Below are 20,624 nucleotides of genomic sequence, written 5' to 3' on the forward strand. Positions count from 1 at the left end.
ATTAGGCGGAGCGAACCGCCCGTTTGTTCGAGGGCAGCCTATCGCGAAGTCGGGTAAAGCGCCAGAGGGACGTGATTCGGCCATTTCTTATGGCCAGAGCCAGCATTTCTCCATTGCCAGCGCCACAGGCATTTGTCAGGTAGCGGCCTCCGCGGTGTTGACGTAGTTCGAAAAGCGGGGCGTGATTTTGTTTCTTCGTCACCCCGGACTTGATCCGGGGTTCCGCATTTTCGGGCGTCGCTGAGCGGGACCCCGGATCAAGTCCGGGGTGACGTGAGAGCTAATTCGGACGTCCCAGCCCAATTATGTCACCACCGATCCGCAAGCCACGGGAGAAAGCCGCGATGCAGGGTGATAATGACGTTCTGGCATCCTTTTGGATGCCCTTTACCGCCAACCGCGCCTATAAGGCGAACCCGCGCCAGATCGTCTCGGCGAACGGCATGTATTACCAGAGCAGCGACGGGCGCCAGATTCTCGACGGCACGGCGGGGCTATGGTGCAGCAATGCGGGACATTGCCGTCCCGAGATCACCGAAGCGATCGCCAAGGCGGCGGCTACGCTGGATTTTGCGCCGACTTTTCAGCTCGGGCATCCGTTGCCGTTCGAACTGGCGCAGCGTCTTGCCGCCTTGATGCCCGACGGCCTCGACCGGATATTCTTCACCAACAGCGGATCGGAATCAGTTGATACGGCGCTGAAAATTGCGCTCAATATCCAGCGCGCCAAGGGGCAGGGGACGCGCACTCGGCTGATCGGGCGCGAGCGCGGCTATCATGGCACGGGCTTTGGCGGAATCAGCGTCGGCGGGCTCGTCAACAATCGCCGCGCTTTCGGCGGCGGGTTGCCCGGCGTCGATCATTTGCGCCACACGCATGAACTCGACCGTAACGCCTTCACGCGCGGGTTCCCGCAGCATGGCGCCGAACTCGCCGACGACCTGCAGCGCATGGTCGACCTGCACGGCGCCGATACGATCGCCGCGGTGATCGTCGAACCGATGGCGGGCTCGACCGGCGTGCTGCTGCCGCCGGTCGGCTATCTCCAGCGCCTGCGCGAGATTTGCGACCGGCACGGCATCATCTTGATTTTCGATGAGGTGATCACCGCCTTCGGCCGCGTCGGCGGGGCGACCGCGTCGGATGCGTGGGGCGTGACGCCCGATATCATCACGATGGCAAAGGGACTCACCAATGCGGCGGTGCCGATGGGCGCGGTCGCGGTGAAGCGCGAATTGCACGACGCCGTGATCGACAGTGTCCCGGGCGGGATCGAACTGTTCCACGGCTACACCTATTCAGGCCATCCACTCGCGAGCGCGGCTGGCCTCGCGACGCTCGACCTTTATGCGCGCGACGGCCTGCTCGACCGGGCGAGCGAAGTTGGCGGCTATTGGGAAGATGCGGCGCACAGCCTGAAAGGCAGCCGCCATGTCATCGACATCCGTACGGTGGGACTGGTTGCGGGCATCGAACTCGAACCGCGTCCCGGCGCACCGACGGCGCGTGCGAACGAGCTGTTTCAGGCCTGTTTCGACAATGGACTGCTTGTCCGCGCAACGGGCGACATCATCGCCTTGTCGCCGCCGCTGATCGTCGAGAAAAATCAGATCGACGAGATGTTCGGGAAGATCGCCGGGTTGCTCGCCGCGATTGATTGACGCGCTGTTCTAAAGCAGGATCATTTCGCTTGCATCGTCATCCCGGCCTTCGCCGGGATGACGAAGGAGATGGGCCTCATCCAAAGATGATCATGGCCAGCGGCTGAGGCCGGCGGCGCTGGAAATCAGGCCGCGTCGGCGACGGCCTGGGCCTTGGCGGCGGCGGCTTCGACCTGCCGCGCGCGCGTCGCTTCGGTCTGGACCAGCCTTTCGGCCATCGTCCGCCAGGCCTGCGCGGCGCGCAAATTGCGGTCGCGAACCTGCGTCAGCGCGCTTTCGGTCGCTTCGGTTTCGCATTTTTCGGCCTGTGCCAGATAGAAATCGCTGGTGGCGGACATGGCGGCGCTCCTTTCGAGGGCAAATAGATCGGTTCGGCAGGCGGTGTCAGTCGACCATTTCGGCGATCAAGCGGCGCAGTTCGCGCCGCGACAGCGTCGGCGATCGCCGAACCGCTTTGGGTGCCTGGGTGCCTGCGAGGGCATGCCGGCGAAGGGGAGAAGAAAACGCATTCAAATTGAAAATCATAATATCCTGAAACTGTATTATCTTGAATTATATCGGAAATCAGCGCCGAGCGCCTTTGCGCGGACCGCTTCCGGCTGGGCCGGCACCACGATCGCGATAGACGATCCGACCCTTGGTCAGATCATAAGGCGTCATTTCGACGCGAACGGAGTCGCCCACGACCGACCGGATGCGGAAACGCCGCATCCGGCCAGCCGTGTAAGCGATGATACGATGATCATTCTCGAGCAGGACGCCGAAGCGCCCGTCGGGAAGAATTTCATCGATCTGGCCGTCGAGGGTTAATAGTTCCTCTTTGGCCAAAGGATCAGGCCGGCTGGAGGTTGACGGCCGCGGTCTTGCCGCGATTGTCGGTTTCCAGCTCATAGGAAACGCGCTGATCCTTGTTCAGCGTCGCCATCCCGGCGCGTTCGACAGCGGTGATGTGGACGAAGCTGTCGCCCGAACCATCCTCGTTGGCGATGAAGCCATAGCCTTTTTCGGTGTTGAAGAATTTTACGGTGCCGATGGGCATGAGGTCGTTCCTTTCACGGAATCGGAGTTACCGTCGGCTCATGCCGACGGCGCCAAGTAGCGTGGGGAAGGAAGTGTCCGCCAATCAGGCAAAAAAATCCGTCGCAGGCGACGATAGCGAATGGAAGATGGGCCTCTTTTGTGAAAAAGTCAAGGACGCGGGCCGAAATCGCACCATGACCAGGCTGGATCAACTTTCGGGGAGCAGCGGAAAGGCTACCGAAACGCGCGTTCCGCGGCCGACCTCGCTATGAATATCGAGCTGCCCTTGATGGCGCTCGCTGATATGCTTGACGATGGCAAGGCCGAGCCCGGTGCCGCCGACCGACCGGCTGCGCGCCTCGTCGACGCGGTAGAAACGTTCGGTCAGGCGTGGCAGGTGGTCGGGCGCGATGCCGTCGCCTTCGTCGCTGACCGACAGGCGGACACGCCGTCCTTCGCGCGCCAACTCGACCGTCACCGGGGTGTCTGCGCGGCCGTATTTCATCGCATTGGAGATGATATTGTGCGCGAGCTGGCCCAATTGCGCCTCGTCGCCCAGCATCGGTTGCGCCTCGTCGCCCAGCTTCGCGGCGATATCCGCGGCCCGCGCCTGTTCACTGTCGCGAAGCTGCGCGATCGTCGTCTTCACGATGAGGGTGAGGTCGACGGGCATCGTCGGCCGGCGAAACCGGTCGGCCTCGACGCGCGAGATCGAAAGCAGGTCGATGACAAGCTGCTGCATGCGCCCTGCTTCGCGGTAGATGATCGACAGGAAGCGGTCGCGGGTCGGGCCATCGGCGTCGCCATTCATGTCCTGCAGCGTTTCGACATAGCCGAGGATCGCCGCGAGCGGGGTGCGCAGTTCGTGGCTGGCGTTGGCGACGAAGTCGGACCGCATCCGGTCGGCGGCGTCGATCGCCGACCGGTCGGACAGGAAGACGATCCGGTCGTTGCCCGACAGGGCGGCGATCCGCATCGTCCAGCGCTGGCCGGGACGCGGAAAGTCGATGAGATTGATCGTATCGAGCGCCGCGTCCTCGTCGATCCGCGACAGCCATTCGGTCGCCGCGGGATGGCGGATCGCGGTGCGGATATCGGCGCCGACGATATGACGGCCGAGCAGGCGGATCGCGGCGTCGTTGGCGATGGCGACGATATTGTCGACCAGCCCGAGCAGCGGTTCGCGCTCCTGATCGACCCAATGGGCAAAATCGGGGTGGCGGAGCAGCGAGACCGGCTGCGGTTCGGCCGGCGGTGCCGCGGTGCCTTGGGGATCGGACCGCACTGCAGGCACCGATCCGTAGACGATCGCCGCGCCGGCCAGCCCCGCGGCGGTCAGGATCGCGATCACCAGCGCATCCCCTCCTGCCAGCGCCGCGAAGATCGCCGCGACGGCGACCAGCGTCAGGGCAATGATCAGGCTGGACAGGCGATCGAACATCGCTGCCCGCCTCGCACGAAGCGGCCGGACAACGCAAGGCCGTTTGCTGCCGTTAACGCTTGGGCGGCGAATGTCCCAAAGCGGGATGCGCCGCAGGGCCGCTCGGTCTTTGCTTTTCCTTAGCAGCTCTATGGTTTAAGCGGTCGCCATGGAAAACAGCGAAATCCCGGCCGAAAACATGGCGGCGGACAGTGATGAAACGATCCCCTCGCGGCGCAAGATGCTTGCGCTTGGTGCGGTGGGCGTGTCGGCGGCGCTGACGATCCGTCCTGCCTTTGCCCAGACCGCGGTGTCGGTCATGAACTGCCAGATTCCGGTGCCCGCGCCGACGTCCGCCGGCAAATATATTGATCCCAAGGGCAATCTGGTGCCGCCCGGAACCAAGGGTGCTTTTCCCGGGTCGGCGCGGCCGTTCACCGGTGAGGAAGTGAAGCGCGCCTTCCGCGGTCAGACCCTGCCCGGAACGCAATATAATCAGTCGCAGGCCTATCTGCAGTATATCCGGCGCTTGCAGGCGGGGCAGAGCGGCTTTACCTGTTTCGCATCGATCCAGATGCCGCGCTGATCATCCCCGTCCGGGCGATGATATACGTCGCCAGACAAAGGGATAAATGTGAAACTCGCTTCGCTCAAATCCGGCCGCGATGGACGCCTGGTCGTCGTCTCGGACGATCTCGCCTGGTACACCGATGCCGGCCAGATCGCCGCAACCATGCAGTTTGCGCTCGACAATTGGGCTTATGCGGGCCCGCGGCTCGCGGCGCTCGCCGAAGACCTCAACCATGATGCGATACCGAAAGAGCGGTTTCACGAACGTGACGCGGCATCGCCGTTGCCGCGTGCCTATCAATGGGCGGACGGCAGTGCCTATGTGAACCATGTCGCGCTGGTGCGGCAGGCGCGGGGCGCCGAAATGCCCGACAGCTTCTGGCACGACCCGCTGATGTACCAGGGCGGCAGCGACGCGTTCCTGGCACCGCGCGACCCGATTCCGCTCGGCGATCCGGCGTGGGGCTGCGACATGGAGGCCGAGGTCGTGGTGGTCACCGGGGACGTTCCCGCCGGCACCGATGCGGACGCCGCGCGCCGGCATATCCTGCTGGTTGGTCTGACCAACGACGTTTCGCTGCGCGGACTGATCCCGCCCGAACTCGCCAAGGGCTTCGGCTTTTTCCAGTCCAAGCCGTCGAGCGCGATGTCGCCCGTGTTCGTGACGCCCGACGCGCTTGGCGAGCGGTGGAAGGACGGCAAGCTTCACGGCACGCTGTGCGTCGACTTCAACGGCGAACCGCTCGGGCGAGCCGATGCGGGGGTCGATATGACTTTCGATTTCGGAGCACTGATCGCGCACGCGGCGAAGACGCGTAATCTCGGTGCCGGAACGATCATCGGATCGGGTACCGTATCGAACCGCGGCGCTGACGGTGGCCCGGGCAAATCGATCGCCGACGGCGGGCTCGGTTACAGCTGCCTTGCCGAAGTGCGGACGGTCGAGACGATCGTGGCGGGCGAACCTCGCACTCCTTTCATGAAAAGAGGCGACACGGTCCGGATCTGGATGGACGACGACCGTCATCACAGCATCTTCGGGGCGATCGAGCAGCAGGTCGACTGACGAAGCGCGTCATATTCCTTGCGCACCTCGTGAGGGAATGTCGGTTTCCGACTGGAAGTGACATAGCATTGTTCGTCACTCCGGACTTGATCCGGGGGCCACGACTTCAGCGCCGCAGGGGATCCCGGATCAAGTCCGGGATGACGAAGGCGGATGAAGCGATGACCGCATTTACCCCAAAGCGGCCATTCTTCCCGTGAGTTTGCAATCGACATAATCGCAAAAAAGGGGCGGGATTGCTCCCGCCCCTCCGGTTGGTTTTCTTGAGCTGGCTTTAATTACCGCCGCCGCCGAAGCTTCCGCCCGACATCGCGTCGCTCAGCGAGCAGGCCGCGGGCCCCAGGATCACGACGAACAATGTCGGCAGGATGAAGAGGATCAGCGGGATCGTCATGATGGCGGGCAGGCGCGCAGCCTTTTCTTCGGCGCGCATCATACGCTCGTTGCGGAATTCCGCCGACAGGACCCGCAGCGCGCTGGCAAGGGGAGTGCCGTATTTTTCGGTCTGGATCATGGTCGTGACCACCCCCCGCACCGATTCCAGATTGACGCGATAGGCGAGGTTTTCGAACGCCTGCCGGCGTTCGGTAAGGAAGCCGAGTTCGATCGAGGTCAGCGCGAATTCCTCGCCCAGTTCGGGATAGGCACGGCCCAGTTCTTTCGATACGCGCTGGAAAGCAGCGTCGACGGTGAGGCCGGCCTCTGCGCAAATGACGAGCAGGTCGAGCGCGTCGGGCAGGCCCTTGCGGATCGCGTCGGTGCGCTTCTGGCGCTTGTTCTGAACGAAAAGGTCGGGCGATTTATAGCCGAGCAGCAAGGCGCCCATCACATAGACCGAACGCTTGACCGGCGTCATATCGGGCCACATGTCGAGACCGTAGATCAGGAACGCCGCGAGGCCCCCGAAAACGATCGGCAGGACAAGACGGCCAAAGATGACCGTAACGGCAAGATCCTTAGACCGGATACCCGCCTGCGCCAGTTTCTGCTGAACGTCCTTGATCTGCCCGTCCTGCAGCACCTGCAACTTGCCGAGGAAGGTGCGCATCTTGTCGGCGGTCTGGTTCTTGCGAATCAGCCTTGCGCGGCGCTTGGTCGTCGATGCGGTGACGCCGGCCTTCAATTGTTCGCGGCGATCATTCAGCGCTTTGACGCGCTTTGCCATCGGATCGCGCACGGTCAGTGCGCCATAAACCGCGACAATCACGGCGAATACGCCGACGGCGGCCAGCAGGGTCGACGCCCAGATGACGTCGATGCCGAGCAAGGTCGGGCCGCGCGCTGCACCGGTAAAGGCGGTGAGGAGGAGGCTGCTGTTCATCGATAGGGCCCCTCAGATCTCGAAATTAATCATTTTGGCCATGATGAAGACACCGATGCCCATCCACAACAGACCGCCGAGCCCGGCAATAATCAGCCGTTGTTCGAAGAAGAAGCCCTGCAGATATTCGGGATTCATCATCCACACGATGCCGAAAACGAAGAAGGGCAGAGAACCGACGATATAGGCCGATGCCTTTGCTTCCGACGACATGGCGCGGATCTTGAGTTTCATCTGCGCGCGTTTGCGCAAGACGTCGGACAGATTCGCCAATGTTTCGGCGAGGTTGCCGCCCGTCTCGCGCTGGATCGATATCGTGATGCAGAAGAACTGGAACTCGGGGGTTCCGAGCATGTTCGCCGTTTCCTGCAACGCTGCTTCCATTGTATTGCCGATACGGATGCGTTCGATCACGCCCTTGAATTCCTCTCCGACCGGGCCCGGAAGCTCCTGGCTTACGATCTGGAAGGTTTCGGTCACCGGCAAGCCCGATTTGAGTCCGCGAACAAGCAGGTCGATCGCATCCGGGAAACGCGCCGTGAACTTGAGTACACGTTTCTTGATGAGTCGTCCGACGACCCAATAGGGCAGGCCGATGCCCGCCATCAGGCCGACCAGACCTGCAAGCAGCGGGGGCGATCGAAAGACAAGCAAAACGCCGGTCACGATGATGAACGCGGCCATCGACCCGAACATATACTGGCTGACGGTCCAGCCCTTGCCCGTCCGGCGCAGCCGCAATTCCATTTGCTCGCGGCGCGGCATCAGGCTGGAGATCCGGGCATCCCCCTGTCCCCCTGCCTGAATGGTCTTGCGCATCTGAGCTGCAACGACCGCTTCGGTCGTATCGGCGTGCCGGTCCTTGACCATCGACAGGCGCCGTGACTTGGCCTTGCCGACCGACGGCCCGCCTAGGAGGATCACCAGCACGGCAAAAGCCAGGAAGGCAGCGACGACGATGAGGATGACTGACAGGTTCATGGTCTGGATTTGTCCGCTTCGGTCAAGAGGGCGCGGCTGACCGGCGGAGCCGGTCAGCGCGAATCCCTATTTCGCGCCTTTCTTGGCCATCATTCCACCAATGCCGCCGAGCTTGCCGAGCAGCGAGCCGCCCGATTTCGCCTTTTTGGCGGCTGCCGGCGCTTCCTCGGCTTCGTCGTCGGCCGCATCGAGCACGAGCCGCATCAGGTTCGTCCACACTTGAGCCGCCTTCGTGCCCTTGCAGATTTCGGCATAGGATTTGCCGAGCTTCGCCGACTGGCTCACCAGCTTGGGGTCGAACGGGATGAGGACGTCGATCGGACGTTCGATCGACGATTCAAATTCCTTGCGCGACAGTTCGCCGATCGCGGTCTGGAACTTGTTCGCGACGAGTATCACGCGCGAACCTGGGACATTCTGTTTGAACCAGGAAAGCAGGCGAATGGTGTCGCGCGCCGAGGCGAGCGTGACATCGCTGACCAGCAGGATCGTTCCGACTTCCGACACCAGATGCGGGAAGGGGATCAATACTTGGCGCGGGATGTCGATGATCGTGATCTCGAACGCGTTGCGCAGTTCCTCTTCGAGCTGGAAGAAGGCCGAACCGTCGGTCATCACCGGCTGGTGGATAGGCGCTTCTGCCGACAGCAGGCTGAGCTTGTCCGATGCGCGCACCATCGCGCGTTCAATGAACAGCCCGTCGATGCGGCTGGGGTTGTCGATTGCGTCGATCAGCCCGCGGCCCGGTTCGAGGTCGAGCGTCAGGGCGCCGGTACCGAAATGGACATCGAGGTCGAGCAGCGCGGTCTGGCGATCGGCCTGCGCGCTTATCGCCCAAGCGAGCGACGTCGCGACGAGCGATGCGCCAGCCCCGCCGCGAACTCCGACGACTGCCATCATGTGATGCGGCTTGGCGTCGTGCATGTCGGCATGTTTCGGTGCGCTGAGCATCGCCTGTGCCATCGTCAGCGACTCGCGGACCTGATCGAGCGACAGCGGTTTCAGAAGATAATCCTGAATTCCGCTGGACAAAAGGTCACGGTAGAGGCGGACATCGTTGACCTGCCCGGCCGCGATCACGACCGTTCCAGGTTCGCAAACTTCGGCGAGGGCGTTGATATCGTTGATCGGGTCGCCCGATTCCGACATGTCCACGAACAGGATGTTCGGGCTTGCCGAAACCGACAGCGACTGGACGGCATTACGAAGGCCACCCTTGTTGCACTTCTCGATCGGCCAGCCCATGTCGCCGGCGGCGACGCGGATGAGCTCGAGCGTGTCGTCGTCGCAGACGAAGGCATTGAAGAGATCGCGCAGACCCACGGGTTTGAAAGGAGCGTTCACTTGCCGCCTCCGCTATTCGTCGACTGGCCGCGCAGGTCGCCGGCGCCTGTCTGGGGTTTTTCGCGATAGGTCTTGATCGCCCGGCTCGCGGCGGCCGGGTCGTTCCGGTCCTCGCTCGTGCCCTTGATCAGATCGTTCGGATCGGCGACCATCGCCGCGAGATTGCTGTTAATCGCGCAACCATAATTCGATGACGTCGCATTTTTGTAATTGATCGAATATTTGCTGGCCCAGTCGGGGCAGCCCGCCACGCTGGCCGAGGCGCGGGTGATCACGACACGCAGATAGCCTGGCGGCACAGCGCCAGTGGTGACGGGAACGTCGCTGCTCATCAGCAATCCGCGTCGCTCGATCATCGAACGGATCGTCGCCTGTGCACTGGTCGAACCATAGGCCGACGGATCTTCCACCGCGATGCGATCGCCATAACGCGCGCCCATCGTGTCGAGCCAGCCCTGGAGGCGGCCCTGTTCGCTGGGCGGCAGGTCGCCATTCGCGGCGGCGACGTCGAACTGATAGATGGCGTTGCGGACGACCGGCTGGTGCACCGACTCAAGGCTGGTGTTGCTGGTGGCGCTGCCGGCGCAGCCGGCGAGCGAAGTGGCCAGCGCCAGGACCGTCCAAATTGCGATTTTGTTCATCACTTTGCTCCTGAAATCCAGCGCGTCACTTGATGCTGAAACCGGGCGACACTTCGTCGGTGCCACGCAGGCGGTCGGCATCGCCCACCGTCGTGTCGAGGCGTGGCTTCGGCCGGTCGCCGCCGGTTACGCCATTGTTTTCCTGTCCGAGCAGCAACCGCGAGAGGTCGTTCGGAGCCTGGAAAGCATCGGTCGGCAGCTTGATCTCGTTCGCCGACACCGGATTGACCAGATAGGGCGTCACCACGATCACCAGTTCGGTCTCGCCGCGGCGGAAGCTGTCGGACTTGAACAACATCCCAAGCACCGGCACGTCGCCGAGGCCCGGAAGCTTGTCGATCGCGCCGATCGAGCGGTTGTTCATCAAACCGGCGATCATGAAGCTTTCGCCCGAGCCGAGCTCGACCGTCGTTTCCGCGCGGCGGATCGTCAGCGCCGGGATCTGGAAGCCTTCCATTTCGATCGCGCCTTCGGTCGACAGTTCCGACACTTCGGGCCGCACACGCAGGCTGATACGGCCGTTCGACAGCACTGTCGGCGTGTAAGCGAGGCTGACGCCATATTTGCGATATTCGATCGTCGTGCCGGCGAAGTTGCCGGGGATCGGGATCGGGAATTCGCCGCCCGCGAGGAAGTCGGCAGTCTCGCCCGAAATCGCGGTCAGGTTCGGCTGGGCCAGCGTCGCGACCATGCCCGAACGTTCGCCCATATCGAGCGACGCCATCAGGTCGAGCCCGAACAGGCGACCGGCCCCGGCAAGGCTCCGCGTACCCGACGGATTGGTGAACTGATATTGGGTGCCCAGGATTGTGCTGTTGATTGGCTGTCCGGTCACGGGATTATAAGGGCGCGGGACCGGGCTACCCGGAAAGACGGCCGTTGGCGCCTGGATATCGGTGATCGTGCCGGGTGAACGGCCGTTGAATATACCGCCCAGGAAGCCGCCCGTCATGTCGCGGGTCAACAGGTTGCCGCTGATTTCCTTGACCAGCGACCGGTTGACCTCGGCGATGCGGACTTGCAGATTGACCTGCAGCGGCGTCGCGGTGCGCAGGCGCGAGACCACCTTTGTCTGTTCGCCGACGAAAGCCTGTACCAGCCGTTCGGCTTCGGCGCCGTCGTCGGGCGACTGGACGGTGCCGGTCAACAGGACGAGGCCGTTCATCGTGTTCGCCGAAATCGAGGCTTCGGGCATCGCGAGCGACAACATCTGATCGATCGTCTCGATGTTGTTGCCGACGCGGGCGACGGTCGAATAGACGACGCGGCCGTTGGCGTCGGTGGCATAGATGCTAGTCTCGCCGGGCGCCTTGCCGAAGACATAGAGCTGGCGGCTCGAGCGGACCTGCACGTCGGCGACCTTGTCGTCGGCGACGAACACGTCGGTCATCGCGGCGGGGAGGCTGATAAGGCGGCCGCGGCCGACCGACAAGTCGATGCTGCCGTTGGCGTTCTGGACTGCCTGGGCCGACGCTTGCTGGGCCGGAGCGGAGATCAGTGTGGCGGCGATCAGGCTGATGGCTATGGTGCGCGCCAGTGCCGTCGCCTTTGAAGTGGCTTTGCTGTTCATCTTACTTACCCCCCACCGGAATTTCGGTGACCTGGCCGCCGCGGGTCACGCGGACGACAGGGCCGCGGGGTGCCGCCGGTGCGGCAGGCCCCATCGCCGACGGCGTACCGCCGCCATAGGATTGCGGCTGCTGCCGCGGTGCCTGGACGCGGCCGCTGACAGGAACCCAAAAGCGCGAAACATCGCCGCCGGTGGTCGCCGATCCACGACCCGAGGTCGGGCGAGCGGCGGCTTCGGCCAGCATCTTCTTTTCGGCGGCAGTGCCGCCCTTTGCCGGAACATTGACTTCGCCCGATGCGATTGCGGCATCGAGGTCGCCGGCGCTTTCGGCCAGCGGACGCAGGGCGAGCGACAATTTGCCCATATCCTGCGCGACGGCAATTTTTTCGGCAATTTCGGGCGTCGCTTCGAGCGTCACCGAGCCAAAGGTGCGAACCGGGGTCTTGCCCGTTTCGTCTTCGGCATCGTAGCGCTGGTCGGTGGCGAGCACGCGAACGTTGCGGACAATGGTTTCGGCGGTGAAAAGTTGATCGTCGGGATAGGAACTGCCTTCCTTCACCCTGATCTCCTGAGCCAGGACCACATCGACGCGGTCGCCCGGAAACACGAAGCCGGCGACGCCCTGTTCCTGCGACACCTTGACGGTAACCGCGCGCATCCCCGGACCAAGCGCCGCGGCCAGGAAGCCGCGATCGTCGGGATGGACGAGCGCGCCCTGCGTGACCGGCTGGCCGGCGGTGATCGGATAACGGACCACCGTGCCGACCAGCGTGTTCACGTCGGTCTTGTCCTTCAGGAAATAGGCCTTCTCGACCAGTTCCTTCGGCCACGGCTGAAAGCGGAAGCTGTCGGGGCCGACGATCGTCCCGACCGGCAGTTGCCGGGTGGCGACGAGGATCATCGGGCCGTTGATTTCCGGCGCGGCGGCGGCCCGGGCTTCCGGTGCCGGCGTTCCGCGCAACATCTGGTTGACCCCGAACGCGGCACAGATCGCAATGACCAGCGCGCCGACGATCAGCATTATCTTTCGCGTATCCATGACGATTTTTCGCCTCCTAACACCCACCGGACGCGGCGGTGCTTACCCTCAGGTCGAACCGATAGACTGAAACTGGTTAAAATATTGTTGGTGAAGCGCCCAAAGGCCTGCGGCCGCGATCGCGACGCCGTACGGCACTTCGACCGGCCCCTCGGAAGGGCGCAGCTTCATGTGGACAAGCATCGCCGCGGACAGGATGCCCCCCCCGATCGCCATGATGGTCAGCATGGGCATGAAGAGGGGAAGGGGCACCCACAGCATGACGGCGCCGATCATCTTGACGTCGCCGCCGCCCATGGCGCCGACCGCGAAGAGCCCGACAAAGAGGAGGAACACCGCAAAGGCCGCGCCGAACTGGATCGGCACATCGGGCCAGATCGGCAGTCCGATCGCCATCCAGAAGGGGATCGCGAGCAACGCCATGGCGGCGTTGAGCCCGTTGGAAATCGTGCGCGAGCGAAGATCGCTTATGGCGGCGACGATCATGAGCGCGGCCAGAACGGCCATCAAAGCAAGAGAGGCTGGGCCGTTTTCCATCGGCTTTCCTATAGTCTTGATGGCTTACCAAAGCGTAACCATCCGGGGCGGAGCGCGCGGCTTGCATTCCGCTGGCCAGCGGATATGCGGGCGCCCATGATCGCCGCACTGCCTTCATCCACCGATGTCCTGATCGTCGGCGCCGGAATCGCCGGCGCCAGCCTGGCTGCGGCGCTCGCTCCCCATCGCGGTGTCGTCATGATCGAAGCGGAGGATATGCCCGGGCGCCACGCGACGGGCCGTTCGGCGGCTTTCTGGCACGAAAGCTATGGTGGGGCCGGGGTGCAGCCGCTCTCCGCCGCATCATTCGCCGTGCTCGACAATCCGCCGCCTGAATTTTCGGACCGCGGCTTCCTCTTGCCGCGTACCGCGCTGACGCTAGGCCGGCATGACGAGGCTTCGGCGGTCGATGCGTTTGTCGCCGAATTTTCCGCGAAAGATGTCGATGTGACCCGGCTCGCGGGTGCCCAGGTGGCCCGCAAAATTCCCGGCCTTCGCCCCGAGTGGACCGAAGCCGCCTATGAACCGGCATGCCGCGATATCGACGTCGGTGCGTTGCACGCCGCCTATTTGCGGGCGGCAAGGCGGGCGGGGGCGACCGTTGTAACGCGCGCACCGCTCACGGCAGCGCGGCGCGCCGGCGACGGCTGGGAGGTGCAAACCGGTGCGGGAACGATCCGCGCCGCCCTGATCGTCAATGCAGCCGGTGCCTGGGCCGACGAGGTTGCCGCCGCATGCGGCGTTACGCCGCTGGGCATCCGGCCGCTCCGCCGGACCGTCCTCCAGCTACGGCTCGGCGTTCCGGTGCCTGCCGACCTGCCGCTCGTCGTCCATGTCGGCAGCGAATTCTATTTCAAGGGCGAAAGCGAGGGGCGAATCTGGCTCAGCCCGCACGACGAAACGCCGTCGCCTGCATGCGATGCGGCGCCCGATGAAATAGACGTCGCACTCGCCATCGACCGGCTGCAATCGGTGGTCGACTGGCCCATCGCGATGGTCGAGCGCAAATGGGCGGGACTGCGCAGTTTTGCGCCCGATCGCATGCCCGTCTTTGGCGCCGACGGCCGCGAACCGGCCTTCATCTGGTGCGCCGGACAGGGCGGGGTGGGCATCCAGACCGCCCCCGCGATCTCGGCGCTTCTCGCGGCAGAGCTGGGCGCACCGGCGCCGTACGGAGCGATCGGCGCGATCGACCCTGCGTCCTTTGCGCCGACGCGTTTCGCGTGACGGCTTGCGCGCGCGTGGCGGCGGCGTAAATTCGGTTCCGGTCGCCTGTTCCGGCGACTCCTGCACCGGAGGTTTCATGGCCCATTATTTCGAGATCAAGACGAACAAGGCCGGCGAGTACGTCGCCTATTTCAAATATAACAGCGAACCGATCTTCTGGACCGAAGGCTATTCGAGCAAGGCGTCGGCCAAGAATGCGATCGAATCGATCCTCAAGAACGGCCCGGGTGCCGAAGTGCGCGACGCCGAATGAGGCACGCCGCGCGGGCGTTCAGCGCGCCCGCGCGACGGCCAGCGCGGCGTCGCTCGCGAGCTGGTCGGCGATTTCGTTGTCGCCGTGGCCGGCGTGGCCCTTGACCCACAGCCATTCGATATCGTGCCGCTTCGCCTCGGCGACCAGGCGCTGCCACAGATCGGCGTTGGCGACGGGCTTTTTGGCGGCGGTTTTCCAGCCGTTCTTCTGCCAGCCGAACACCCATTTGGTGATGCCGTCGCGAACATAGATGCTGTCGGTCGACAGTTCGACGCGGCAACGGCGTTTCAACGCCGCGAGCGCCTCGATCGCTGCCATCAGCTCCATGCGGTTGTTCGTCGTGTCGGGTTCGCCGCCCGACAATTTTTTCACGACATCGCCCCACCGGAGCACCGCGCCCCAGCCGCCCGGGCCGGGATTGCCCTTGCACGCGCCGTCGGTCGCGACGATCACCGTCTTTGTCGGCGCATCGCTCATGCGGCGGAAAACAGGCTGGCGGCGTCTTTGGCCTGATAGCAGCGCAGGCGGTTCAGAAAGGGTGCCGGGTCCTTGCGCGTGACGAGCGCGTCGGCCGGCGTGTGGACCCAGTCGTGCGCCCGCGTCAGCAAGAAGCGCAGCGATGCCCCGCGCGCGAGCAGTGGCAGCGCCGCGATTTCGGCGTCCGACAGCGCAATTTCTCGTACATATCCGCGCATCAGCGCCGCGGCGCGAGCATGGTCGCAGCACGTGCCGTCGGTCGAAAAGGTCCATGACGCATGGGTGATCGCCACGTCATAGGCACGGAAATCGGTCGCAGCGAAATAGAAGTCGATCAGGCCGGTCACGCGGTTGCCCAGCATCAGGACGTTGTCGGGAAACAGGTCGGCGTGAATGACATGTGCCGGAAGGTCGGCGGGCCAGTTGGCGTCGAGCCATGCAAGTTCGTCGTCGACGACCGATTGCAGGCCCGGGATGACGGCGTCGAGATCGCCGGTCGCGTCGGCGACGGCGCGCCAGTGACGGTGCCCCATGCTGTTTTCGCGTGTGCTGACGAAATTCGCGGCACTCCGGTGCATTGCGCCCAGAGCGCCGCCGGCCGCCGCGCACTGTTCGGGCGTCGGGTGGGTCAGCGATATGCCGGACAGGAACTGGATGATGCAGGCGGCGCGTCCCGAAATCTGCTGGATCGCTTCACCTTCGCGATCGCGGATCATCGCGGGGACGGGGCAGTCTTCCTTTGCGAGATGGCCCAGCAGGTCGACGAAAAAGGGAAGGTCGCCGGCCTGCACGCGCTTTTCATAGAGCGTCAGAATGAAGCGCCCGCCGGTCGTTTCGAGCAGGAAATTGCTGTTTTCGACCCCTTCGGCGATCCCTTTGCACGACAGGACGGTGCCGATGTCGTAGCGGGCGACGAGTGCGGCCAGATCGTCGGGATCGACCTCGGTATAGACGGCCATCAGCTGGTTGCCGGCTCGAGCCCGCGGGGCAGTTTGAAGATCATATTTTCCTCGGCCGTGACAACGATGTCCTCGCTGATGTTACGATATGCCGCGATGGCATCGATCACTTCGCGGACGAGTTCTTCGGGGGCGCTGGCGCCCGCGGTAACGCCAAGCGTGCCGATGTCCCGCAGCCATGCCGGGTCGATGTCTTCGCCGCGCTGGACAAGATGCGCGGGGGTGCCCATGCGCTCGGCGACCTCGACCAGCCTGACGCTGTTCGAACTATTGGGGGCACCGATCACGATCACCCGGTCGCATCGACCGGCAATCGCTTTCACCGCCTGCTGGCGGTTCGACGTGGCATAGCAGATGTCTTCGCCGCGTGGCCCGCTGATCGCCGGGAAACGGTGTTGAAGCGCGGCGACGATGTCGCGCGTGTCATCGACCGACAGCGTCGTCTGGGTCAGGAAGGACAGCATGTCGGGATCGGCGGGGGCAAGCGCGGTGACATCGTCGACCGATTCGACCAAGGTCATCGCGCCATCGGGAAGCTGGCCCAACGTCCCGATCACCTCTGGATGTCCGGCATGGCCGATGAAGATGATATGGCGGCCGGCTTCGTTCGCGCGCTCGGCCTGGCGGTGGACCTTCGACACCAGCGGGCAGGTCGCGTCGATATAATCGAGCCCGCGCAGTTCGGCTTTGGCTGGCACCGCCTTGGGGACGCCGTGGGCGCTGAAAACGACCGGAACACCGTCGGGAACCTGGCCCAGCGATTCGACGAAAATCGCGCCCTTGGCCTTGAGCGATTCCACCACATAGCGATTGTGGACGATTTCGTGCCGGACATAGACGGGCGCGCCGAAGCGCTCGATCGCCAGCTCGACGATACGGATCGCGCGGTCGACGCCGGCGCAGAAACCCCGCGGCGCGGCTATCAAAACCTTGAGTTCTGCCGTTTCGCCTTCGCTTTCGGGCGCGATGTCATGCGGTGCGTTCATCGTGCCGGCGCTCTAGCGCAGCAAGCGCTATGCGGTAAAGCGGCTTCGTCCGTGTTGCGCCGCGTTCATCGCACCGATAAGAAGCGGCGCGCATGGAGCTTGGGACAATCGTTCCGACGCGCCTGAGCCACTTTGGCGCGCCAGTTTTGGAAAGCCGTTTATCATGATGTCCATTTCGTCCTCGTCGCGTAAGTTCCTGGTCATGCTGTGCGGAACGGCAGCCATGGCGACGGTGGCGGGCTGCGCGAAAGATAATGAGATCGACGTCAGCGGCGGCGTCGGCATTACCTCGACGCGCAGCGCCTGTCCGTCGGTGGCCGTGCCGCTGCAAACGGGTGACGTTACGCTGTTCGACCCCGCGACCAGCCGCGATGCGAGCGCGATCGACGTCGTTGCGACGATCACCAATGTCACGCCGCAGTGCAATGACACCGGCGAAAAAGTCTATCAGCTCGCGAATTTCGATGTCGTCGCCACACGCCGCGACGCCGGCCCCGCCCGCACGGTCACCCTGCCTTATTTCGCAACCGTCCTGCAGGGGGGGACCGTCGTCGTCGCCAAACGGCTCAGCAATGTGACCATCAATTTCGCCGACGGGCAAACGCGCGGCACCGGCCGTGGCCAGGCTTCGGCCTATGTCGACCGTGCGGCATCGACGCTGCCCGCCGACATCCAGGAACGCATCACGCGCAAGCGCAAGGCGGGTGACCAGGACGCGGCGATCGATCCGCTCAGCCTCCCCGAAGTGCGCGCCGCGGTGCAGCGGGCGAGTTTTGAGCTGCTGATCGGCTTCCAGCTGACGCAGGAACAGCTCGAATATAACGTCCGACGATAAGGCGCGCGGCGGCGCTTTCCTTGCGCCGTTCGCAATGTGTCCCTGCGACGCTTTTCCGGCGGCGCAGGGCTTTTCGCGTTGCCCAAGCTGCGATAGGGCGCGCTCCAGCTCCATTTGACCGAAGATAGGCCCAGCCGTGACCCTGTTCAGCCGTTTTTCCGACCATATCGGCGCCGTGCTCGACGCGCTGGCCGCCAAAAATGCCCTGCCGGCCGGGCTCGACCGCAGCGCGATCAGCGTCGAACCGCCGCGCGATCCCGCGCACGGCGATGTCGCGACCAACGCCGCGATGGTGCTCGCGAAGCCCGCGTGCATGAACCCGCGCGCGCTCGCCGACTTGCTCGTCATCGAGCTCGGCGCGATCGACGAAGTGACCGAGGCGAGCGTGGCGGGCCCCGGATTCATCAATCTGCGCCTCGCCGACGACAGCTGGCGCAGCGAGCTCGCACTGATCCATGGGCAGGGCGGCGATTATGGCCGCTCGGCGACGGGCGCCGGGCGGCGCGTCAATGTCGAATATGTTTCGGCCAATCCGACCGGCCCGATGCACGTCGGCCATTGCCGCGGTGCGGTCGTCGGCGACGCGCTCGCCGCGCTGCTCGAATATGCCGGGCACGACGTCATCCGCGAATATTATGTCAACGACGCCGGCGGGCAGGTCGATGTCCTCGCGCGATCGGTCCATATGCGCTACCGCGAGGCACTCGGCGAGGATATTGGCGCGATCCCCGAGGGGCTTTATCCCGGCGATTATCTGATTCCCGTCGCGGGCAAGTTGGCGGCCGAATATGGCGACCGCTTCGTCGGCGCTCCCGAAAGCGCGTGGCTCGGCCTGTTCCGCGCCGAAGCGGTGAGCGCGATGATGGACATGATCCGCGCCGACCTCGCCAAGCTCGGCATCCATCATGATCTTTTCTCGTCGGAGGCCGAGCTGCAGGCCGCCGGCAAGCCCGCCGCTGCCGAAAAATGGCTCCGCGCGCATGATCTGGTCTATGACGGCGTGCTGGAAGCCCCGAAGGGCGAGACGCCCGAAGATTGGGAGCCGGTCGAACTGCCGCTCTTCCGCTCGACGAAGTTCGGCGACGACCAGGACCGCCCGATCAAGAAGTCGGACGGCAGCTGGACCTATTTCGGCGCCGATCTCGCCTATCATTTCCAAAAGAGCGAGAATGCCGACGAGCTGATCGACATCTGGGGCGCCGACCATGCGGGGACGGTCAAGCGGATCAAGGCGGCGGTCGCCGCGCTGACCGAGGGCAAGAAGAAGTTCGACGTCAAGCTGGTCCAGATGGTCCGGCTGCTCAAGAATGGCGAACCGTTCAAGATGTCGAAGCGCGCAGGCAATTTCGTCACCCTCGCCGATATCGTCGACGAGGTGGGCAAGGATGCCGTGCGCTTCACGATGCTGACCCGCAAGGCCGACGCGCAGATGGACTTCGACTTTGCCAAGGTGGTCGAGGCGTCGCGCGACAATCCGGTCTTCTACGTCCAATATGCGCATGCGCGGATCGCATCGCTGAAGCGCAAGCTTGCCGATGCGGGCATCGCAGCCGCAGCGCCCAATCCGGCGCGGCTCGACGCGCATGAACTCGGCCTCGTCAAACTGCTCGCGCAATTCCCGCGGATCGTCGAATCGGCGGCCGCGGCGCGCGAACCGCACCGGATCGCCTTTTACCTGGGAGAGGTGGCCGCGGCGTTCCATGCCTGGTGGAATATGGGCAATGATCGGCCCGAGGCACGCGTCATCATTGCCGACGATAGCGAATTGACCGCGACGCGGCTTTATTTGGCCGACGGAATCGGGCAGGTAATCCGGAACGGGTTGCACCTGATGGGGGTCGAGGCGCTCGAGGAGATGGTGTGATGGCCGACGACAGCAAGGGGCAGGGCGACGCCGGACTGGGGCTCGAAGACGAAGACCGGCTGCCCTGGCTCGAAGCAGCCGACGATTATGACGAGGATGGCGAAGTGTCGCCGGTCCGTTTGCTCGTGATGGTGCTCGGCGGGCTGTTGTTGATCGGCGCGGTGCTCGGCGGCCTGTGGTGGATCCAGAATGGCGGCGCGCGCGGGCAGGGCGAACTGATCGCGGCGCAGCAGGGGAATTACAAGGTTCCGCCCAAGAACGATGCTTCCAAGACGTTCGAGGGTGAGGGCGATGCGAGCTTCGCCGCGAGCGAGGGCGCCGAACCCGGCGGCAAGGTCGATCCGAGCCGCATGCCCGAAGAACCCGCGGTGACGCCGGAAGAACGCGAAGCAGCCGCCAAGGCCGCCAAAAAGGCCGCGGCGGACAAGGCGGCTGCCGCGAAGGCCGACGCTGTCCGTTCCGCCTCGGCCGAAAAGGGCAAATCCATGCCCGCGGCCACCTCGGTAAAGACCGCTGTTGCAGCGAAAGATGTCCCGGCCGCATCGGGCGGCGCGATGATCCAGCTCGGCGCGTTCAGCAGCGAGGCGGCGGCAGGGAAAGCGTGGGCCAACCTTTCGAAGCGCTTTGCGTATCTGGCCGATCACGGCCAATCGGTGTCGCCGGCAACGGTGGGCAGCGGCAAGGTCTATCGCCTGCGCGTTTCGGCAGGATCGGCCGCCAACGCCGCGAATTTATGTGGGAAATTGCGTGTTGCCGGCGAAAATTGCGTCATCGTCCGCTGATTCCGCCCGCTTGGCCGCAGCGGTGATTGGTTCGGTAACCGCGCCATGCCATCATGCGCGCACTGGTCGTC

The 20,624-nt window shown here is 64.1% G+C and carries 22 protein-coding genes; 8 read left to right on the plus strand and 14 right to left on the minus strand.

The window, feature by feature from the left end; genetic code table 11:
* The first annotated feature begins 344 nt into the window (after positions 1-344).
* The gene (gene aptA / locus FHR22_RS06105; RefSeq protein WP_166939954.1) at positions 345-1,661 is read left to right on the plus strand and encodes an omega-aminotransferase AptA; all 1,317 of its coding nucleotides are present in this window, start codon (positions 345-347) and stop codon (positions 1,659-1,661) included.
* A gap of 125 nt (positions 1,662-1,786) precedes the next feature.
* Here the strand turns inward: aptA and FHR22_RS06110 are convergent, their stop codons facing one another.
* The 4 genes from FHR22_RS06110 to FHR22_RS06125 form a co-directional block, all read right to left on the minus strand.
* Complete coding sequence (locus FHR22_RS06110; protein ID WP_166939956.1) at positions 1,787-1,999, minus strand: hypothetical protein; 213 nt, start codon at positions 1,997-1,999, stop codon at positions 1,787-1,789.
* Between the two features lie 226 nt (positions 2,000-2,225).
* Complete coding sequence (infA, locus tag FHR22_RS06115; protein ID WP_166939958.1) at positions 2,226-2,489, minus strand: translation initiation factor IF-1; 264 nt, start codon at positions 2,487-2,489, stop codon at positions 2,226-2,228.
* Between the two features lie 4 nt (positions 2,490-2,493).
* Positions 2,494-2,700: a cold-shock protein gene (locus FHR22_RS06120; protein ID WP_166939960.1), complete on the minus strand. Its 207-nt coding sequence runs from the start codon at positions 2,698-2,700 to the stop codon at positions 2,494-2,496.
* 189 nt (positions 2,701-2,889) lie between these two features.
* Entirely contained in the window at positions 2,890-4,122 is a 1,233-nt protein-coding gene (locus FHR22_RS06125; protein WP_166939962.1) for an ATP-binding protein, read from the minus strand.
* Between the two features lie 148 nt (positions 4,123-4,270).
* Here FHR22_RS06125 and FHR22_RS06130 point away from each other — a divergent pair, with 148 nt between their 5' ends.
* A complete protein-coding gene (locus tag FHR22_RS06130) occupies positions 4,271-4,687 on the plus strand; it encodes a hypothetical protein (protein WP_166939964.1) in 417 nt (138 codons plus the stop codon).
* A 48-nt stretch (positions 4,688-4,735) separates the two neighbouring features.
* Complete coding sequence (locus FHR22_RS06135) at positions 4,736-5,737, plus strand: fumarylacetoacetate hydrolase family protein (RefSeq protein WP_166939966.1); 1,002 nt, start codon at positions 4,736-4,738, stop codon at positions 5,735-5,737.
* A 274-nt stretch (positions 5,738-6,011) separates the two neighbouring features.
* Here the strand turns inward: FHR22_RS06135 and FHR22_RS06140 are convergent, their stop codons facing one another.
* The 7 genes from FHR22_RS06140 to FHR22_RS06170 all read right to left on the minus strand — a co-directional run bounded on the left by FHR22_RS06140 (position 6,012) and on the right by FHR22_RS06170 (position 13,170).
* Positions 6,012-7,058: a type II secretion system F family protein gene (locus FHR22_RS06140; RefSeq protein WP_166939968.1), complete on the minus strand. Its 1,047-nt coding sequence runs from the start codon at positions 7,056-7,058 to the stop codon at positions 6,012-6,014.
* Between the two features lie 12 nt (positions 7,059-7,070).
* Positions 7,071-8,039, minus strand: a complete 969-nt coding sequence (locus tag FHR22_RS06145; RefSeq protein WP_166939970.1) for a type II secretion system F family protein — start codon at positions 8,037-8,039, stop codon at positions 7,071-7,073.
* A 66-nt stretch (positions 8,040-8,105) separates the two neighbouring features.
* Positions 8,106-9,383: a pilus assembly protein CpaE gene (locus FHR22_RS06150; protein ID WP_166939972.1), complete on the minus strand. Its 1,278-nt coding sequence runs from the start codon at positions 9,381-9,383 to the stop codon at positions 8,106-8,108.
* The gene (locus FHR22_RS06155) at positions 9,380-10,024 is read right to left on the minus strand and encodes a CpaD family pilus assembly protein (RefSeq protein ID WP_166939974.1); all 645 of its coding nucleotides are present in this window, start codon (positions 10,022-10,024) and stop codon (positions 9,380-9,382) included. Before FHR22_RS06155 ends, FHR22_RS06150 begins: the two co-directional genes overlap by 4 nt.
* A gap of 25 nt (positions 10,025-10,049) precedes the next feature.
* Entirely contained in the window at positions 10,050-11,594 is a 1,545-nt protein-coding gene (locus FHR22_RS06160) for a type II and III secretion system protein family protein (RefSeq protein WP_166939976.1), read from the minus strand.
* Between the two features lies 1 nt (position 11,595).
* A complete protein-coding gene (gene cpaB, locus FHR22_RS06165) occupies positions 11,596-12,633 on the minus strand; it encodes a Flp pilus assembly protein CpaB (RefSeq protein WP_166939978.1) in 1,038 nt (345 codons plus the stop codon).
* A 48-nt stretch (positions 12,634-12,681) separates the two neighbouring features.
* On the minus strand, positions 12,682-13,170 hold the full coding sequence (locus FHR22_RS06170; RefSeq protein ID WP_166939980.1) for an A24 family peptidase: 489 nt from the start codon (positions 13,168-13,170) through the stop codon (positions 12,682-12,684).
* Between the two features lie 96 nt (positions 13,171-13,266).
* Here FHR22_RS06170 and FHR22_RS06175 point away from each other — a divergent pair, with 96 nt between their 5' ends.
* Both FHR22_RS06175 and FHR22_RS06180 read left to right on the plus strand, forming a co-directional pair.
* Positions 13,267-14,397 carry an NAD(P)/FAD-dependent oxidoreductase gene (locus tag FHR22_RS06175; protein ID WP_166939982.1) on the plus strand — a complete coding sequence of 377 codons (1,131 nt, stop codon included), beginning with the start codon at positions 13,267-13,269 and terminating at the stop codon, positions 14,395-14,397.
* A gap of 76 nt (positions 14,398-14,473) precedes the next feature.
* Positions 14,474-14,650, plus strand: coding sequence for a YegP family protein (locus tag FHR22_RS06180; RefSeq protein ID WP_166939984.1), 177 nt, complete (start codon positions 14,474-14,476; stop codon positions 14,648-14,650).
* 18 nt (positions 14,651-14,668) lie between these two features.
* On the opposite strand, the gene rnhA is transcribed toward FHR22_RS06180, so the two are convergent.
* From rnhA to ispH, 3 genes are read right to left on the minus strand one after another with little or no spacing between them, the layout of a single operon-like run.
* Entirely contained in the window at positions 14,669-15,127 is a 459-nt protein-coding gene (gene rnhA / locus FHR22_RS06185) for a ribonuclease HI (RefSeq protein ID WP_166939986.1), read from the minus strand.
* Positions 15,124-16,086, minus strand: a complete 963-nt coding sequence (gene thrB / locus FHR22_RS06190; protein ID WP_166939988.1) for a homoserine kinase — start codon at positions 16,084-16,086, stop codon at positions 15,124-15,126. Before thrB ends, rnhA begins: the two co-directional genes overlap by 4 nt.
* The gene (ispH, locus tag FHR22_RS06195; protein ID WP_166939990.1) at positions 16,086-17,072 is read right to left on the minus strand and encodes a 4-hydroxy-3-methylbut-2-enyl diphosphate reductase; all 987 of its coding nucleotides are present in this window, start codon (positions 17,070-17,072) and stop codon (positions 16,086-16,088) included. The genes thrB and ispH overlap by 1 nt, the downstream gene beginning before the upstream one ends.
* Before the next feature lie 163 nt (positions 17,073-17,235).
* On the opposite strand from ispH, the gene FHR22_RS06200 reads away from it, so the two are divergent.
* From FHR22_RS06200 to FHR22_RS06210, 3 genes are all read left to right on the plus strand, one after another.
* Positions 17,236-17,907 carry a hypothetical protein gene (locus FHR22_RS06200; RefSeq protein ID WP_166939992.1) on the plus strand — a complete coding sequence of 224 codons (672 nt, stop codon included), beginning with the start codon at positions 17,236-17,238 and terminating at the stop codon, positions 17,905-17,907.
* 136 nt (positions 17,908-18,043) lie between these two features.
* Positions 18,044-19,771, plus strand: coding sequence for an arginine--tRNA ligase (argS, locus tag FHR22_RS06205; protein WP_166939994.1), 1,728 nt, complete (start codon positions 18,044-18,046; stop codon positions 19,769-19,771).
* On the plus strand, positions 19,771-20,553 hold the full coding sequence (locus FHR22_RS06210) for an SPOR domain-containing protein (protein WP_166939997.1): 783 nt from the start codon (positions 19,771-19,773) through the stop codon (positions 20,551-20,553). The genes argS and FHR22_RS06210 overlap by 1 nt, the downstream gene beginning before the upstream one ends.
* Positions 20,554-20,624: the final 71 nt, after the last annotated feature.

The organism is Sphingopyxis panaciterrae, from assembly GCF_011762125.1.
Classification (GTDB): domain Bacteria; phylum Pseudomonadota; class Alphaproteobacteria; order Sphingomonadales; family Sphingomonadaceae; genus Sphingopyxis; species Sphingopyxis panaciterrae.